The organism is Microbulbifer sp. GL-2 (genome assembly GCF_007183175.1).
Lineage (GTDB): Bacteria > Pseudomonadota > Gammaproteobacteria > Pseudomonadales > Cellvibrionaceae > Microbulbifer.
The window spans coordinates 2,494,995-2,512,815 of record NZ_AP019807.1; the positions used below are offsets into that span (position 1 = coordinate 2,494,995).

General features: G+C 51.4%; 16 protein-coding genes. 12 read left to right on the top strand and 4 right to left on the bottom strand.

Annotation, left to right across the window (positions count from 1 at the left end; translation table 11 throughout):
• Positions 1–34: 34 nt before the first annotated feature.
• Complete coding sequence (locus GL2_RS10840) at positions 35–472, top strand: pyridoxamine 5'-phosphate oxidase family protein (RefSeq protein ID WP_197736439.1); 438 nt, start codon at positions 35–37, stop codon at positions 470–472.
• A gap of 421 nt (positions 473–893) precedes the next feature.
• A complete protein-coding gene (locus GL2_RS10845) occupies positions 894–1,886 on the top strand; it encodes a right-handed parallel beta-helix repeat-containing protein (protein WP_143730671.1) in 993 nt (330 codons plus the stop codon).
• A gap of 445 nt (positions 1,887–2,331) precedes the next feature.
• Here the strand turns inward: GL2_RS10845 and GL2_RS10850 are convergent, their stop codons facing one another.
• Together GL2_RS10850 and GL2_RS10855 are read right to left on the bottom strand one after the other, a co-directional pair.
• Positions 2,332–3,297: a S41 family peptidase gene (locus GL2_RS10850; RefSeq protein ID WP_143730672.1), complete on the bottom strand. Its 966-nt coding sequence runs from the start codon at positions 3,295–3,297 to the stop codon at positions 2,332–2,334.
• Complete coding sequence (locus tag GL2_RS10855) at positions 3,294–3,755, bottom strand: MarR family winged helix-turn-helix transcriptional regulator (RefSeq protein ID WP_197736440.1); 462 nt, start codon at positions 3,753–3,755, stop codon at positions 3,294–3,296. Before GL2_RS10855 ends, GL2_RS10850 begins: the two co-directional genes overlap by 4 nt.
• 259 nt (positions 3,756–4,014) lie before the next feature.
• Here GL2_RS10855 and GL2_RS10860 point away from each other — a divergent pair, with 259 nt between their 5' ends.
• The 3 genes from GL2_RS10860 (at position 4,015) to GL2_RS10870 (ending at position 7,894) form a co-directional block, all read left to right on the top strand.
• Entirely contained in the window at positions 4,015–6,858 is a 2,844-nt protein-coding gene (locus GL2_RS10860) for an ExeM/NucH family extracellular endonuclease (RefSeq protein WP_143732865.1), read from the top strand.
• 261 nt (positions 6,859–7,119) lie between these two features.
• A complete protein-coding gene (locus GL2_RS10865) occupies positions 7,120–7,494 on the top strand; it encodes a hypothetical protein (RefSeq protein WP_143730674.1) in 375 nt (124 codons plus the stop codon).
• Positions 7,495–7,528: 34 nt separating this feature from the next.
• Positions 7,529–7,894 (top strand): VOC family protein, encoded by a 366-nt coding sequence (locus GL2_RS10870; RefSeq protein ID WP_143730675.1) that lies wholly within the window; start codon positions 7,529–7,531, stop codon positions 7,892–7,894.
• 77 nt (positions 7,895–7,971) lie between these two features.
• On the opposite strand, the gene GL2_RS10875 is transcribed toward GL2_RS10870, so the two are convergent.
• Positions 7,972–9,234 carry a 6-phosphofructokinase gene (locus GL2_RS10875; protein WP_143730676.1) on the bottom strand — a complete coding sequence of 421 codons (1,263 nt, stop codon included), beginning with the start codon at positions 9,232–9,234 and terminating at the stop codon, positions 7,972–7,974.
• Between the two features lie 284 nt (positions 9,235–9,518).
• On the opposite strand from GL2_RS10875, the gene mpl reads away from it, so the two are divergent.
• From mpl to GL2_RS10895, 4 genes are all read left to right on the top strand, one after another.
• The gene (mpl, locus tag GL2_RS10880; protein WP_143730677.1) at positions 9,519–10,907 is read left to right on the top strand and encodes a UDP-N-acetylmuramate:L-alanyl-gamma-D-glutamyl-meso-diaminopimelate ligase; all 1,389 of its coding nucleotides are present in this window, start codon (positions 9,519–9,521) and stop codon (positions 10,905–10,907) included.
• Positions 10,908–10,959: 52 nt separating this feature from the next.
• Positions 10,960–11,586: a flavin prenyltransferase UbiX gene (locus tag GL2_RS10885; protein WP_143730678.1), complete on the top strand. Its 627-nt coding sequence runs from the start codon at positions 10,960–10,962 to the stop codon at positions 11,584–11,586.
• A 65-nt stretch (positions 11,587–11,651) separates the two neighbouring features.
• Positions 11,652–11,882 (top strand): SelT/SelW/SelH family protein, encoded by a 231-nt coding sequence (locus tag GL2_RS10890; RefSeq protein ID WP_305073140.1) that lies wholly within the window; start codon positions 11,652–11,654, stop codon positions 11,880–11,882.
• Between the two features lie 118 nt (positions 11,883–12,000).
• On the top strand, positions 12,001–14,583 hold the full coding sequence (locus GL2_RS10895) for an RND family transporter (protein ID WP_143730680.1): 2,583 nt from the start codon (positions 12,001–12,003) through the stop codon (positions 14,581–14,583).
• A 74-nt stretch (positions 14,584–14,657) separates the two neighbouring features.
• On the opposite strand, the gene GL2_RS10900 is transcribed toward GL2_RS10895, so the two are convergent.
• Positions 14,658–14,939, bottom strand: coding sequence for a peptidylprolyl isomerase (locus tag GL2_RS10900; protein ID WP_143730681.1), 282 nt, complete (start codon positions 14,937–14,939; stop codon positions 14,658–14,660).
• A 195-nt stretch (positions 14,940–15,134) separates the two neighbouring features.
• On the opposite strand from GL2_RS10900, the gene GL2_RS10905 reads away from it, so the two are divergent.
• The 3 genes from GL2_RS10905 to nadD all read left to right on the top strand — a co-directional run bounded on the left by GL2_RS10905 (position 15,135) and on the right by nadD (position 17,820).
• Positions 15,135–15,710 (top strand): LON peptidase substrate-binding domain-containing protein, encoded by a 576-nt coding sequence (locus GL2_RS10905; RefSeq protein WP_143730682.1) that lies wholly within the window; start codon positions 15,135–15,137, stop codon positions 15,708–15,710.
• 156 nt (positions 15,711–15,866) lie between these two features.
• Positions 15,867–17,096 carry a glutamate-5-semialdehyde dehydrogenase gene (locus GL2_RS10910; RefSeq protein ID WP_232053835.1) on the top strand — a complete coding sequence of 410 codons (1,230 nt, stop codon included), beginning with the start codon at positions 15,867–15,869 and terminating at the stop codon, positions 17,094–17,096.
• Positions 17,077–17,820, top strand: coding sequence for a nicotinate-nucleotide adenylyltransferase (nadD, locus tag GL2_RS10915; RefSeq protein ID WP_172621119.1), 744 nt, complete (start codon positions 17,077–17,079; stop codon positions 17,818–17,820). Before GL2_RS10910 ends, nadD begins: the two co-directional genes overlap by 20 nt.
• Position 17,821 lies beyond the last annotated feature (1 nt).

Below are 17,821 nucleotides of genomic sequence, written 5' to 3' on the forward strand. Positions count from 1 at the left end.
ATGAGCGGGCTACGAACGTAAAGATGTATATCAATTGGTTGATGAGCTGAGGCTCGGTCATGTTGGGTTTACTCAGGGTGGGCAGCTGATCATTATTCCACTGACTGTATGGCGCAAGAGTGACTTCCTGTATTTCCATGTGACAAATAAAAGCCGTTTGCAGAAGCTAGTAGATGCGGGGGAAACAATCTGTATTTCATTTGCGCAATACGATGAATGGATGCTGGCAAAATCTGCTTTTCACCACAGTGCCAACTATCGCTCGGCAGTGTTGTTTTGTCGTGGGGAGCGTGTACATGATTTCCGGGAGTTTGATGAGGCTTTTAAAGTCATTATGAACGATATTGAGCCATCCCGATGGGAGCAAGTCCACCTTCCCAGCACTCAGGAGCACAAGGGCACAGCGTTAATGCGATTGACCATAGAGGAGGGCTCTTTTAAGAGCCGGAGTGGCGCACCTACGGGCAACTAGGAAGATCAGAATTTACCCGTGTGGAGCGGAGTTAGGTCTGTTTGTCCTTTTCACCCGACGTCTATTTAAGGTTGGTACCTTCAGTCTTCCAGATTCATGAGGAGTTACTTAGGCGGCGAATTTCTCTTTAGTTTGTAAGGTATTTGTGACTACGAAAATATCTTAATTGGCCCAAAATACATAAGTTTAAAACTAGAATTAAGGTTTTTGGCTGTTGGTATATTCCATTAAGTTTATAATTTCATTTGTTGATATTTAAATAGTGGGTTGAATTAGTAAATATGATTAAAGCGACTTGGTAAATTTCAATTCGATATTTAAATTGAGAGAATAAATTTTTATAGGTTGGTAATCTTTGTCAGTCGCTAAGTATTTTTTTATGGCGCGCACTTATCTCTCTAAATTGTAAAAGGACTTCATTATGAAATCTAAATCAAAGTCGTTGCTCACATCTTCTATATTGGCCTGCGGATTTTTCGCATCTTCATATGCTTTTTCTGTTGAATGTTACGATACTATCAATACTCCTACTTTACTTGTGGAGGAGCTTAATTGCCCTCTCTCAGCCGCCAATCCTTATGCACTTACTATAGTTGGCCCATTTGGTAGTCTGCGTATGCTTGGCGCCGGGAAAGTTACTTGTACACCGTTAAGTGGCGAAGGGGAAAGCGGAATACTTATTAAAGGGGTATCAGCAAGTATGATTAATGGGAAAGTTGAATCTTGCCCAAATGGTGTCAGCGTGGCAGGCAAGGGAACTCATACCATTATTGATTCTGAAATAACAGATTTCATCGATAACGGAATTATAATTTCGAGCAGTTATAATTTTATTACAGGAAATGAAATAGTTGGACTTGGTGTTTCTGCCGGTGGAGCGGGAGTGCTAGTTAACCCTCTAGCAGATTTTAACAATATCAATAATAACTATGTTAGCGCCACCGGTAGCGATGGGGTTCTTGTTGAGGGAAAATTTACAACCATAACCGTCAACCATATTGTGGGTACTGATGATGATGGAATCAGTCTAGGGGTAGATTCTGGTGGGGCAACAGTAACAGGTAATTTTGTTAGCCTTAATCGCAATGAAGGGATTCAAATGACGAGTGATTCAAATTTCATTTCTGGAAATATTGTATTTGATAATGGGCTAGTCGGAATACTTATAGCTAGCAATAGTACGAATAATGTAATCGAGAATAATAAAGTAAATGAGAACTTTGATGATGGTATAGCAATTTTTGGTGGAAGTATAGGTAATACCGTTAAAAATAACACAGCCATGGGTAATGGAGAGGATGATTTGCGGGATAGCAATGAAAATGCGTTTTGCACCAATCAGTTAAACACCTGGAGTAATAATGATGTGGGCGTTGATGGTACCTCTAATCCTGCATGCTTAAAAGATCTATAAACCAATTAGACTCACCTGCTGGATGTTTTTCATGAAAATCTGTCGGTGTGAGTCTAAAATATTTTGTGTAAAGTTGATCATTTTTTATGAATTATCCGGGTAAAGTTCTTTTCATGCTTTTGCAAAGAATTAGTGTGTCTGCAGGAATCTGTAACGCTCTTGCATCAACCTCGGTGTATTCTAGGGTTAGAATACAAATATTTATTGGTGTTGGATCTGGATGTTGGTGTCTCTTAAAAATCAGAATTTCCAACTCCTTAAAGAGTTAAGTCTTTTTTGGGGCTGTGAGTTCTTGTGATCTATTTCTATGGCCAGGAGGTTGGCGGACCATCTGTAGTAGAGCAAGTTTATTTTGTCGCATGGAGGCTATCAGTTCTTCAAATGCGGTGCTCTACAAAAGACGGTAACTTTTATTAATATGACTTCATTGTACTGGCCTATAAGTTTATTGAGGATTTAATTGCTTTTTAATAATGTTTAAGGCGACTTCTAGGCTCTTCAGGTCGTTGGCTTCAATGTCTGGTTTTACACCGTTCCCTTCCCAATTAATCGGGCCTTCAGTCAATATAGAAACCGGACGGCTATTGGGAATGCCAATTTCAAATCCAAAGGGTAGGGACTGAGGTGTATCCATCATGTGCGCCCCGCCAGCACTGGCAGTGCCAATAATTTTGGCTCTGCCCAATTGCTGCAGCGAGAATGCAACACTTTCAGCTGCGGAAAAGGAGCGGTCGTTAATCAAGATCACCAGTGGTCTATCCGTACCATAGGCTGGCCAGGGTAGGGTGGTGATACGACTTGGTTTTATTTTCTTTTGCCTGCTTTCTATTACAAAGGGGAGCGGCTTAGTGGTATCGATAAGGGATTCCAGAATAGCACCTGCAGTATTTTCATCGCCTCCACCATTGTTACGCAGGTCCAAAATTAGGCCGTTACTGTGTTGGATTAGTGTAAAAGCTGCCCCTAGGGTGGGCTTGGCATTTTCAAAAGTATGGAAAGAGGAAAGGGATATATAGGCGATATTGCCAGATAATATCTCTATTTTCTTCACTCCATAGTTATTTTTTGGGGCTTCTATTCGCCATTGTTCTATCCAGTTATTTGACTCATCCTGGTCTCCAACATGTTCCAAGTAGAAGTGCTTGTCGTCGGATAACTTGCGGATTTTATCAGTGATTTTTTTGGAGAATGTCTGGGTATTGTTGCAATACTGCTCTAATTCGGCGGAGTCTGCTAATTCAGCTATTTGTTTTGACAGGATATCAGCTTTATCTGCCAGTACGTATTTATCTCTGACAGCGGCAGATGCCGCTTTGATGACTGAATTGGTATTGAACTGGCATTTGTCTTCGGCTTGGCCTGAAAGTGCAGAGAACAGTAAGGGCAGAACAAGAGCTATGACTGACTTCATTGTTTTTTGATCTCCTCGGGTATTTGCCCCTGTATACGATCTTGAAAGCGGTTTCTTTCCAGGGCATTGATGGCGGTATCCAGCAGGTCTGACAAAGGTATGGGTAATTCTGCATTTAGGGAGTTTTCTGCATACACAGTGGCTTGCCAGTGAGCTTTCAAGCGCGGTAGAAGTGATGCGCCTTTGTGGGTCAGTCGAACCTTGCGCTCTCTCGCATCTACTCCTTTCACTATTTCTACCAGCTCCTGTTTCACCATATCTTTAACGGTTTGGCTGACAGCAGGTTGGGACAGTTGAGCACTGGCTACTATCTCGCCGATGGTAACGTCGCCTTTTCGCATTAGAGTGCGCATTACTGGGGTATACCGCGGTTTGTAATTTTCTATACCACAGTTGCTATAGCTCTTACTGACATCGCCATCCAGTAGCTCAAGCAAATGTCTGAGGCGAGTTCCCAATTGGCTGTATTCCATAATTTAATATTTATATAAGTGCTTATATAAGTGAATGTATATTATCTGGTGATAAATGCAACTATTAGCTTGTCTTTTTGTTAAAGGGAGAGAGCTTGCTATTCAAGTTGAGTGCAAATTGAGGATGAGTCGCCAAGTCGAGTCACTGAAACTTAACCTTAACATTTGTTTCATCGAAATTTAGGAATTCCCCGCCACTCTTTGCGCCGCTAAATGCGAATCCGGCAATTGGGAAAAAATGGCGATGAAAGAATTTGGCTTGGCTGCTCTGGCAGCCCTGGGTCTTCCACTGATGGCTGAAGAGGTCCAGGCCAACGACCTCATAATCTCGGAATATATCGAGGGCAGCGGCAATAACAAGGCACTGGAAATCTATAACGGTACCGGAGCGGCTGTAGATCTGGGTAATTACTCGATACAGCTTTTTTTCAATGGTTCCGATTCTGCCGCTGTTAATATCACACTCTCTGGAACCCTGGGTGATGATGAAGTGTTTGTTCTCGCCCACGGCAGCTCTGATGCAGCCATGCTGGATGTCGCCGACCAGGTTTATAGCGGTGGCCTGTTCAATGGTGACGATGCGGTAGCACTTGCTGGCCCTAACGGTTTCGTCGATGTAATTGGTCAAATTGGTACTGATCCCGGTAGCCAGTGGGGCAATAGTAGTGTCGGTACCCAGAATCAGACTCTGATACGTAACCTGGATGTGGTCAGTGGTCGTACCGATAGCAGTAGTGCGTTCAATCCCGCCCGGGAGTGGTCCAGTGTTGGCCAGAACAACTTCGATAACCTGGGTTGGCATATTGAGGGTGATACAGGCGGTGGCGATGGCAGCGGTGGAATCGAGTTAGGTGCCTGTGGTGATGCCGCGACACTAATCAGTCAGGTACAGGGTGAAGGGTTCGCAAGTTCGCTGGAAGGTGAACGTCACGAAATTGAAGCCGTAGTAGTTGGCAATTTCCAAGATTCCAATACCGGCCTTGCCGGCTTCTTCCTGCAGGAAGAGGATAGTGATCAGGATGGCCGGGACTCGACCTCTGAAGGTCTTTTTATCCACGATAATGCTTTCGGGGTGGATGTTCAGGTTGGAGATCTGGTGCGGATTGGCGGTATTGTTGCTGAGTTTTACGATTTCACCGAGCTGAATCAGGTGGAAGGTGTCAGTGTTTGCGGTAGCGGTTACGAGGTAACGGCTGCCAATGTGCAGATGCCATTTAACTCAGCCCAAGAGCAGGAGCAGCTCGAGGGTATGCTGGTGAAATTCCCGCAAAACCTGACAGTCAATGGTCACTACAACCTGGGCCGTTATGGTGAGATTATTCTTTCCAGCGGCAGACTTTACATCCCTACCCACAATAATGCTCCCGGCTCAGCGGCAATTGCCCAGGCGGCGGCCAACGAGCTCAATCAAATTATTCTGGATGATGGCTCCACCGTACAAAATCCTGAGGAAATGCCTTATCCGGCACCGGGTTTGAGCGCATACAACACACTGCGCAGTGGCGATACTCTGGAAGAACTTACCGGCGTGATGGCTTATGGGTTTGGTGCCTATCGAGTACACCCAGTTGAGGTACCGCAGTTTTCTTCCGTAAACCTGCGCGATGAAGCTCCTGTCCTGCCTGGTGATGGCAGCCTGCGTATTGCCAGTTTTAATGTGCTGAATTACTTCAATGGCGATGGTAACGGGGGCGGCTTCCCCACTGCACGTGGTGCTGACACCCCGGAAGAGTTCGAACGCCAGAGAGATAAAATTATTTCTGCAATCCTGCGTATGGATGCCGATGTCATTGGCCTGATGGAAATTGAGAACGATGGTTACGGTAGTGATAGTGCTATTCAGGATTTGGTAAATGGACTGAACAGTAATGGCTCTGGCCAGGATTATCAGTTTGTGAGTCCGGATCTCACACAGCTCGGTGATGATGAAATTGCCGTGGGTATGATCTACCGCAGCGACCGTGTTATGCCGATCGGCAGTGCTGCCACACTGCAGGATTATCCCTTCGACGATGGTAATCGCCAGCCGCTGTTACAGGCATTTGCTGAGGTTTCCTCCGGTGAGCGTCTCGCCGTGATTGTGAACCACTTTAAATCCAAGGGCAGCTGCCCAAGTGATGGCAGCCTTAACAGTGATCAAGGGGATGGCCAGGGTTGCTGGAATTCCCTGCGTACCCTGGCTGCTGATGCACTGGTTAGCTGGATCGATAGCAACCCTACAGGAACCGGTATCGACCGCGTGCTGGTATTGGGTGACCTCAACAGCTACGCCATGGAAAACCCTATAACTGCTTTGAAAGATGCGGGTTATACCGACCTGCTGGAGTGGTACGGTGCGGGCAAAGCGTACTCCTATGTCTATGACGGCCAGTCCGGTTACCTGGATCACGCTCTCGCCAGTGCTTCCCTGGCTCCGTTGGTTACCGCTGCAGTGGACTGGCACACCAATGCCGATGAGCCGCGCGTATTGGATTACAACATTGAATATAAGAGTGTAGAGCAGCAGGAAAACCTCTACTCCAGCGGACCATTCCGCGCATCGGATCACGATCCTTTAATTGTTGAACTGGATCTGGGAGCGGATAATCTGGCTCCCACGGCTGAATTCAGCTGGGAATCCGTGGATCTTACTTTCAACTTTATCGACAACAGTAACGATGAAGATGGCTACCTGGTGAACTGGTCTTGGGACTTTGGCGATGGAGTAACCAGCACAGAGCAAAATCCCAGTCACAGCTTCGAGGTCCCTGGCAGCTACCTGGTACGTTTGCAGGTAAAAGATGATCGTGGTGCAGTATCCACCGCAGAGCAAATTGTGGAAGTGAAAGATGATATCGCTTCACTGCAGGCGAACTTTAAATTACGTCGCTTTTTTCGCTGGGTATGGGTAGAGGATCGCAGTCAATACAATGGTGATAACAAACTTCAATATCAGTGGGGTTTTGGTGATGGCGTACAACGTAGTGGCCGCTGGGCGTTACACCGCTACTCGCAAACTGGAAATTACGAAATTACTCTCACAGTGAGTGATAGCGAGGGTGCTGAAGATAGCGCCTCTCGTGAAGTCAAAATTTCCTGGCCACGCTGATATATATCAATTTTTGATTAATAATAAATATTCTGGTTGTCCTGGCGGTGGGGTTATCAACTCCCTGCCGCCGCTTCTCCAGGATTCTTGAAGTTGATAGCTTTTCCCTAGAAGCGAATGGCCGCACCCTGGTGGTGCGGTCTTTTTTATTCTCTGCTCTGTCGATACCATCATCCCTAATAGTTTTCTCATTTTCGTTTGCTCTGTTTCCAGACAGGGCGACCATACTGGTGAAGAGAAAATTGTCTGGGTATCACCTCTATGTCGCGCACATTTGAAAGCTTAAGTGGTCTTAGTTTGGAGTGGACTGGCACCCATTACTCCGAAGAGGGGGATTTCCCCGATCTATCCACTCATATTGTCAGTTACGAAACTGAGTCCAGTTGTTATGTCACAGCCGATGGCAAACTGGTTGGCGAGGCCAGCTATTCGTATGCGCCAATGGGAGTGCGCATGGCTGCATTGGTTTATCGGCCGGATATCTACCAGGGGCGGCGTAGTGTAGTTCTCTATGCCATGTTGGATTTTGACCTGATGATGGATCGTGCGGTGATTATGCACAATGATAGGCCGTTGGCGGTTGCTAATGGCAGTTTTCGAGTAGTGGATACGCCGGGCAAGCCCGTTAAGGGTTAGATAGAATTTAATATAAATACCGGGAGAGGGTTATATGGATAATCATGAACAGATTAATTATGTTGAATTCCCATCCAGGGATTTGGAAAAGACCAAAGCTTTTTTTATTGAGGCCTTCGGGTGGCAATTTACTGATTATGGCCCAGAGTACTCAGCTTTTTCCGGCGCAGGATTGGATGGTGGTTTTTTTCAGGGAGATATGCACAGCTCTACGGCCAGCGGTGCCGCGCTGATAGTTTTATATAGTTCTGACCTGGAAGATACATTGCAAAAAGTCGAGCGTTGTGGAGCCAGGGTGGTAAAACCTATTTTTCCCTTTCCCGGAGGCAGACGTTTTCATTTTACCGAGCCATGCGGCAATGAATTTGCAGTTTGGTCGGACAAAGGATTACAAAACTGATTTTTTAAATTGTGCCAACAAAAAAGCCCTCGGTTTTATCCGGGGGCTTTTTGAATCCAGGCTAAAGAGTTTTTAGATTACGCTTTAAACTCAGTGTCCAGTTTCTTTTCCACCAGCTGCTTTTTCAGCTTGGTGTATTGAGGGATACCGTTTTTGTAGGGAGGGTAGTCCTCACCCTGGATCAGCGGCAGCATGTACTCGCGTCCCGCTTCGGTAATGCCGAAGCCGTCTTCGCTGATATATTCTTCAGGCATGAATTTTTCAACGTTAGCCACTTCAGACAGCGGCGCTTCTGCGATAGACCAGCTGTACTCTTGACCTTCCGCTCGGATAATTGCCGGCATAATAGCGTTCTTGCCAGCTGCCGCCATTTCCACAGCGGCGCGGCCTACGGCGTAGGCCTGCTCCACGTCGGTGGCGGAGGCGATGTGGCGAGCGGCACGTTGTAGGTAATCTGCCAGGGCCCAGTGGTATTTCAGGCCCAGCTCGCTCTTGATCATATTGGCGAGGGTAGGCGCCACACCACCCAGCTGCTTGTGGCCGAAGGCATCGGTGGTGCCGGCATCGGCAAGGAAGGTGCCGTTTGCGTACTGGGCACCTTCGGAGGCGACGATCACGCAGTAGCCGTTCTCATCTACGGTCTTTTGCACCTTGGCAAGGAACTTCTCTTTATCGAAGGCCACTTCCGGGAACAGGATAATATGTGGGGCATCGCCTTGTTCTTCCTGGGCCAGCGCACCGGCAGCGGCAATCCAACCCGCGTGGCGACCCATCACCTCCAAAATAAAGACCTTGGTGGAGGTGGCGCACATGGAGGCTACATCCATGGCGGCTTCCTTGGTGGAAACTGCTACGTATTTCGCTACAGAGCCGAAGCCGGGGCAGTTATCGGTCAGCGGCAGGTCGTTATCCACAGTTTTGGGAATGTGGATGGCCTGGATGGGGTAACCCATGGTTTCGGACAGCTGGGATACTTTCAGGCAGGTATCTGCAGAATCGCCGCCACCGTTATAGAAGAAGTAACCGATATCGTGGGCCTTGAAGACTTCGATCAGGCGCTCGTATTCCGCACGGTTTTCTTCCAGGCTCTTCAGCTTGTAGCGGCAGGAGCCGAAGGCACCGGACGGCGTGTGGCGCAATGCAGAGATATCTTCCACGCTCTCCAGGCTCACGTCGATCAGCTCCTCGCGCAGCGCGCCGAGAATACCGTTCAGCCCCGCGTAGACTTTGCCAATCTTGTCCTGGTTCTCACGCGCAGCTTCAATTACACCGCAGGCGGAGGCATTGATCACGGCAGTTACGCCACCGGATTGCGCGTAAAAGGCGTTCTTCTTCGACATGGTTATCCTGTTTTCATAGAAATCTAGGGAGGTAACCCGATCCGGTTGTCCGCTTGGTACTCATTGTTACTTTTGCACCAGTGAGGGATTCCGGGAGCTTGTATCGGGTGTCGGCCGTTTTGGAAAACTCCTACCACCGTACAGGGGATGAGGCCGATCAGTGCGGGGGCGGAGTCTAATGGAATAGCGATTAAATTGCATGGCAAACGGGGGATTTGGCAATTACTGGCCTGTTTTGCCGTGTTAAGCTTGCGCCGCAACCAGCAGGAGTACAGATTTCCGCCATGCATATCCACATTTTAGGTATTTGCGGCACATTTATGGGCAGCCTGGCCCAGTTGGCCGTGGCCGAAGGACACCGGGTCACCGGCAGTGACGCTAATGTCTACCCTCCCATGAGCACTCAGTTGCAGCAGGCGGGTATCCAGATCACCGAGGGTTATGACCCGGGTCAGTTGGAGCCGGCACCGGATTTGGTGATTGTTGGCAACGCCATGTCCCGCGGTAATCCTGCAGTGGAAACTGTACTGGAGAAGGGGCTGCCCTACACCTCTGGAGCCCAGTGGCTATGTGACCATTTTCTCGGCGGGCGCTGGGTACTGGCGGTGTCCGGTACCCATGGCAAAACCACCACAGCCAGTATGTTGGCGTGGATTTTGGAAGCTGCGGATATGCAGCCGGGTTTCCTGATCGGTGGCGTGCCGGGTAATTTTGGTGTTTCGGCGCGCCTGGGGGAATCTCCCTTCTTTATAGTAGAGGCGGATGAATACGATACCGCCTTCTTCGATAAGCGTTCCAAGTTTGTGCACTACCGTCCGCGCACGGTCATTATCAACAATCTGGAATTCGATCACGCGGATATCTTTGATGACCTGGCAGCGATCCAGCGCCAGTTCCACCACCTGGTGCGTACAGTGCCGGCAAATGGTCTGATTGTTTCAGCTGCTGAGGAAAATGTGGAACAGGTGCTGGAACAGGGCTGCTGGAGCGAGGTGCAGCGCTTCGGCATAGCCGGCCAGGAGGGCCTTGGTATGGGTGACTGGCGCGCGGTGGATATTGCGGCGGATGGCAGTAGCTTTAATGTACAGTTTGCAGGTGCCAAGGTGGCCCGGGTGGAGTGGGATCTCACCGGTATACACAATGTGCTCAACGGCCTTGGCGCTATGGCAGCGGCACGTCATGTGGGTGTGGTGCCGGAGTTAAGTGCCGCCGCACTGGGCCGTTTCCAAGGGGTTAAGCGCCGTATGGAATGCCTTGGTGAAGTAGCCGGTATCCGTGTTTACGACGATTTTGCTCACCACCCGACCGCAATCGAATCCACCCTTAACGGCCTTCGAGCCAAGGTCGGAGGGGACAAGATTATTGCCTTGATTGAACCGCGCTCCAACACCATGCGCATGGGTGTTCACCAGGGCAAACTGGCGAATTCCTGCAGCGGTGCAGATATGGTGCTCTGGTACCAGCCCCAGGGGATGGATTGGTCTCTGGAGGAAGTGACCCATCACTCTTCGGTACCTGCGAGCATTTTTGACACCATTGAGGGCGGAGTGGAATCGGTACTCCAGTTCGCCGGTGAAGGTAGCCATATCGTGGTGATGAGTAACGGCGGCTTCGGCGGTATCCACCAGCGCCTGATCGGCGCCCTGGAACAGAAATACAATCGCCCAGTCTGAACCCCAATCCCGGCAAAAAAATTGTAAGTCTATTACCGCAAAACTCGAGGGAATGACCTTGCAGCAGCCCACTTTCGATAAAACCGTTACCCTGGCGATGACCGGGGCCTCTGGGGCCCAGTACGGCCTGCGTCTGTTGCAGTGCTTGCTCGCATCCAACGTACGTGTCTGGTTGTTGATGTCCGAGGCGGCTCAGGTAGTGATCAATACGGAAACCGACCTGCAGATGCCCGAGGGGGATGATGATAGCCTACAGAGCTTTCTCGCCGACCGCTTTGCTGCGAAGGAAGGCCAGCTGACTTTATTTGGTAAACGCGATTGGTTCTCTCCTGTGGCCTCCGGCACTGGTGCGCCGGCCAGTATGGTGATCTGCCCGGCCAGCGGAGGCACTCTGTCAGCAGTTGCCTGCGGAGCTTCCAATAACCTGATTGAGCGCGCTGCCGATGTTGCCCTGAAAGAGCGCCGTCAGCTGATACTGGTTCCGCGCGAAGCGCCTTACTCGGAGATTCACCTCGAAAATATGCTCAAACTGACTCGTATGGGCGCGATGATCCTGCCGGCCAGCCCCGGTTTTTATCAGAAGCCGAGTACGGTTGAGGATATTGTCGACTTTGTGGTGGCACGGCTGCTCGACCAGCTGGGCGTAGAACAGAAGCTACTTCCATATTGGGGTGAATAGGCCAATGGGGGGCTGAAACTGTGAAACCGAGCATAACGATTCACTATTGTGTGCAGTGCAACTGGATGCTGCGCGCCACCTGGATGGCCCAGGAACTGCTGTATACCTTCGCCGATGATTTGCAACAGGTTGCATTGCAACCCGGAACTGGAGGAGTATTCGAAGTCTGTATTGGTGAAAATTTGATCTGGGAGCGCAAGCGCGATGGCGGCTTTCCCGAAGCAAAAGAGCTCAAGCGGCGCGTACGGGACCTGCTGTTTCCCGGGCGCGACCTGGGACATATCGACACTCCCTGAAAATATTTCCAATAGTGCCGTGAGATTGCAAATTTTATATTTGCCTAACCACTGCCAGGGCGATCAAAATATGCGCCGCATTGCGGCCCACTGATTTATTGGATAAAAGCGGAAACTTATGCTGTCAGCTTTCAAGACCTGCTATGAATACCTGGTGACCAAACGGCCGGTGGCTGTGCTATTGGTTGTCGGCTTGCTCACCCTGTTGGCGGCCCTCGGTCTGCCCCGCTTTAAAATTGATGCTTCCGCGGATTCCCTTACCCTGGAAGCGGACAAATCCCTGGATTACTTCCGTGAGATCTCCGAGCGCTACGCCAGTGGCGACTTTCTTGTAGTGACCTACCGCTACAAGGACGGCGACCTGTTCAGCGATCAATCCCTGGAGACCCTGGGCAAACTGCGCGATGAACTGGCTGGAGTGGACGGTGTTTCCAGCGTGCAGACCATTCTGGATGTACCACTGCTTTATAGTCCCAAGCTGTCCCTTACTGATATCACGGATGAGATTCGCACCTTGTCCAAAGCGGATACAGACAGGGACCTGGCGCGCCAGGAGTTTCTCTCCAGTCCCATTTATCGCGAATTGATCCTTAGCCCCGACGGCCAGACCACAGCGCTGCTCGCCAACCTGAAACTGGACAGCCGCGGAATTGAGCTGGTGCGCGAGCGCGATGCCCTGCGCCGTAAGCGCAATGGAGAAGGTTTGAGCCCAGAAGAAACTGCGCGTCTGGAAGAGGTGAGCGCTGTTTATTTGCAGCATCGAACTGCCCAGGAGCTGGAAGCGCGGGCGCGGGTTGATGAGGTGCGCGGTATACTCACCGGCTATAAAGGCGAGGCGGAACTGTTCCTCGGCGGCGTGACCATGATCACCTCGGACATGATTACGTTTATCAAGAGCGACCTGGTAGTGTTCGGTGTGGGTATCCTCGCCTTTATCATCCTTACCTTGCTGCTGATCTTCCGTCAGCCGCGCTGGGTGCTGCTGCCACTGCTTACCTGCGTCACTACCGCAGTAATGATCCTGGGCCTACTCAGCTGGCTCGACTGGCGCATGACAGTGATCTCGGCCAACTTTGTTGCACTGCTACTGATTATTACCCTGGCCATCACTATCCACCTGGCTGTGCGCTACCGCGAATATATCGCGCAGAACCCTCAGTGGGGACGCGAGCAGTTGGTGTTGCAGACGGTGCGCTTTATGGCCAAACCCTGCCTGTACACCGCCCTGACCACGATTGTTGCGTTCGTTTCACTAGTGGTAAGTGGCATTCGCCCGGTAATCGATTTCGGCTGGATGATGACCATGGGGGTAACCCTGGCCCTGGTGCTGTCTTTCCTGATCATTCCCAGCTTCCTGATGATTCTTCCCAAGCGTGAGGGCAGAGTGAGCGAGGATAACTCCCACGCGTTTACCCTGCGCTTCTCCCGTTTTGCCGAGCGCCATAAGTTTGTGGTGCTGGGTGTTGCCTTGCTGGCGGCAGTGGTCAGTGTGGTGGGTTTTTCACAGTTAAAGGTGGAAAACCGCTTTATTGATTACTTCGACGATTCCACTGAAATCTACCAGGGCATGCTGGTGATTGATCGCCGCCTGGGTGGCACTGTAACTCTGGATATCATCCTCGATAAGCCCGAGATTGAGGAGCCGGCCTTCGAAGGGGAGGAAGACCCCTTTGCCATGGAGGCGGAAGAAGATCCGTTTGCAGTAGAGGAAGATCCTTTTGCCTCTGATGACCCCTTCGGTGGAGAAGAGGAGTCCCAGGAACAGAGTTACTGGTTTACTGTGGCTGGCCTCACCAAACTGGAACAGTTACACGATTACCTGGAACAGCAGCCGGAAACTGGCAAGGTGCAGTCCCTGGCAACCCTGTTCAAGGTGGCCCGCGATTTAAAAGGCGGCCAGCTCAATGACTTTGAGCTGGCAGTGGCCAACACCAGTCTGCCGCCGGAAATCCGCAGCGTGCTGGTAAATCCTTATCTCTCCGCTGAGAATAACCAGGCGCGTATCACCCTGAGGGTAATGGAAACCGATCCGAATCTGCGTCGCGGTGAATTGATCGAGCGTATCTACGATTACGCCCACAACGAGATGGGCATAGCGCCGGAAAATATTCACCAGACCGGGCTGCTGGTGCTTTACAACAATATGCTGCAGAGCCTGTTCAAGTCCCAGATTCTGACCCTGGGTGCGGTATTTGTGGGTATCCTGCTGATGTTCCTGGTGCTGTTCCGCTCCCTGTCGATCGCCATTATCGCGCTGGTGCCGAATATGCTGGCGGCTTGTGTGGTGTTGGGTGGAATGGGCCTTGCAGGTATTCCGCTGGATATGATGACGATCACCATTGCGGCGATTACCGTAGGCATCGGTGTAGATCACGCGATTCATTACCTTTACCGCTTCCGTGCTGAGTTCGCTAAAGACGGCAACTACCTGGCGACCATGCATCGCAGCCACGCGACTATTGGTCGTGCCATGTTCTACACAGCGATCACGATTATTGCCGGTTTCTCAATCCTGGCGCTGTCCAAGTTTGTGCCGTCGATTTATTTTGGTTTGCTGACCGCGCTGGCAATGTCAGCGGCGTTACTCGGGTCTCTTACTCTGTTGCCATTATTACTGGTGATGTTTAAGCCCCTGGGAGCAGACTCTGTGGATAAAGGCAAAAGGGAAGCTGAAATCCCAGAGGGCGCAGCTAAGGCTTGAGGGGATTTTCTTTCCTACAAATAAAAAGCCGGGCTTGAGCCCGGCTTTTTATTTGTAGGTTAATTCTTGCTGAATTAATCCTGGCGGCTGGTGATTTCCAGCAGGTGGTAGCCAAACTGGGTTTTCACCGGGCCGTGTACTTTGTGCAGCTCCTCTGAGAATACGACCTTGTCGAACTCAGGAACCATCATTCCCTTGCTGAATTCACCCAGGTCGCCACCGGAGCGGCCGGAAGGGCACTGGGAAAATTGCTCGGCAACCTTGCCGAAGTCAGCGCCGTTCTCAATCTGCTGCTTCAGCTCCAGGCACTTGTCTTCACTCTCTACCAGGATATGGCGGGCTGTTGCTGTGGGCATCAATAGTCTCCATTAGGTTGATAAACGGCAGCAGCTTAATGGGTGTATGGCGAGCACGCCACTGCCAATTGCCTGAACAAAGCGGAAACTTCATCGCAGTTTAGTGGATTGGCGTAAAAACGCCTTTTCTGTCACCGCAGCTGGGTCGCTGCTGGTGGTATCTTTACAGAATCAGCAAATCAGTGAGAAGACGCATTGCAACAGATCCCTCTTTTTCCCCTGAATATGGCCCTGTATCCGGGCGTCACCCTGCCACTGCGCATCTTTGAACAGCGCTACCTGCACCTGGTTAGTGAATCCCTGAAAAGCGATAGCGGCTTTGGCGTTGTGCTGATTCGCTCCGGTGGGGAGGTGGGGCACGCGTCAGTGTGGCCGCTTGGGGTCTATGTGCGTATCGTCGACTGGAGCCAGGGAGAAGGGGGGCTACTGAATGTGCAAGTGGTTGGCAGGCGCCGCTTTCGTATTACAGGTACCGAGCGGGCCGATGATGGCCTGTTACTGGGTGAAGTCGAATGGTTGCCAAATGATGCGCCTAAACCTATCCCTGTAGATTGTGACGGCCTGATGGTGGTGCTCGACGAGTTGAAAGAGCGCGCCGAGATGTTGTCACTTAAGTTCGATAATGTCGATTCCGCCGATGCTCTGTCCTGGCAGCTCGCCCAGTTACTGCCGCTTGAAGATAAGGCCCGGGTGGAGTTGCTAGCCGTCGAGGACCCGCTAGTGCGTCTTGCCAGTATCGCCGAGAACCTGGACCGTTGGACAAGGGAGTGAGAGCGCTTCCAGCGCCGCAGTGGGAGCTCAGATTTATGCCGTTCAAACCGATTGTCACTGGGGTATACTTCGCGGCCGATCGGATTTCGCACGGAGAGCCAAGTGACCACCACCGACAACACTGATCTGCAATCCACCCGCGTCAAACTTGAGCAGATGGGCCGTGCCGCCCGCGCTGCTTCGAGACTGATGGCGAGAGCCGATACCAACAGTAAGAACCGCGCCCTCCGGGCGATTGCCGCCCAACTGGAAGCCCAACGCATTCAGCTGGCAGAGGCCAATGCGCTAGATATGCAGGCAGGGCGTGAGCGCGGCCTGGATGCGGCGTTGCTCGACCGCCTGGAGCTTAACGATGAGCGTATCGACGGCATGATCGAGGGGTTGCTACAGGTCGCGGACCTACCGGACCCGGTGGGTGAAGTTGAAGACCTCAGCTATCGCCCCAGTGGCATTCAGGTAGGTAAAATGCGTGTGCCGCTGGGGGTGGTGGGGATTATTTATGAGTCCCGTCCCAATGTGACCATTGATGCGGCCAGCCTGTGCCTGAAATCCGGTAATGCCACTATCTTGCGTGGTGGCAGCGAGGCACTGCACTCCAACCAGGCCATTGCCGCCTGTATCACCCAAGGGTTGCGTGAAGTGGAATTGCCGGAAACGGCGGTGCAGGTGGTGGACACTTCCGACCGGGCAGCGGTAGGTGCCCTGATTACCATGCCGGACTATGTGGATGTGATTGTGCCACGCGGTGGAACCGGCTTGATTGAGCGGGTCAGCCGCGAGGCCAGTGTGCCGGTGATCAAGCACCTGCACGGTGTCTGCCATGTCTATATCGATGATCTTGCTGACGAGCAAAAGGCTTTTGAGATTGCCTTGAATGCCAAGACCCATCGCTATGGTGTGTGCAATGCGATGGAAACTCTGCTGGTAGCGGAAAATATTGCCGGGCGAATTTTGCCGCGATTAGCTGAGGCCTATACGCTGAAGGGCGTCGAGCTGCGCGGCTGTGCTCGCACCTGCGAGATATTACCGCAGTGCATTGAAGCCAGTGAAAGTGATTGGAGTGAGGAGTACCTGGCTCCGGTACTGTCAATTAGGGTGGTGACGGATATGGATGCGGCGATGGACCATATCGCCCGCTACGGTTCCGGACATACTGAGGCGATTGTCACTGAAAACTACAGCCGCAGCCGCCGCTTCCTGGCGGAAGTGGATGCCAGTTCAGTGATCGTCAATGCCTCTACCCGCTTTGCCGATGGGTTTGAATACGGCTTGGGGGCGGAAATAGGTATCAGTACTGATAAAATCCACGCCCGTGGCCCGGTAGGGCTGGAGGGGCTTACTTCGCAGAAGTGGATTGTGTTCGGGGATGGCCATATCCGCCGTTAATCCCGATCGAACCCTGGCAGCCATTGAAGAGGTAATTTTGGCGACTAAGCGGCACAGCATAGCCCTCTTCGGAGGCACATTCGATCCAGTGCACTTTGGCCACTTGCGCATGGCGCTCGAGCTGCGCCAGGCCTTAGGCTTCGATGAAATGCGCCTGTTGCCCAGCCATCAGCCGCGTCATCGTCAAACTCCTGGAGTTTCCTCGCATCAGCGCTGTGCGATGCTGGCTCTGGGCCTGCAGGGTTGTGACGAGCTGCAACTGGACGAGCGGGAGCTGCTCCGCGGCGGCGATACCTATACAGTGGATACTCTTGAGGAGCTGCGTGCGGAGTTGGGTCCGCAGGTGTCACTGAGTTTCTGTATGGGGTTGGACTCCCTGCTGAGCCTGCATCGCTGGCATCGCTGGCAGCGCCTGCTGGAGCTTGCGCACCTGGTGGTGGTTACCAGGCCGGGTTGGCAGTTACCCGAGGTGAATGAAGCAAACGGCAATCCGGAACTGGCGGAGTTGCTGTTGCAACATCGCGGCACCCTTGCCGATTTACACGAGCTGGCCTCTGGTCGCCTGGTACTGCGCGAGCAGACCATGCTGCCTATTTCAGCCACACAAATTCGCCAGTTACTTGGCAGCGGCCAGTCGCCGCGATTCCTGTTGCCGGCTACAGTGCTGCAATATATTGAAGACCATCAACTCTACACAAAAGCGGTCGCCACTGGTGACCAGTAAT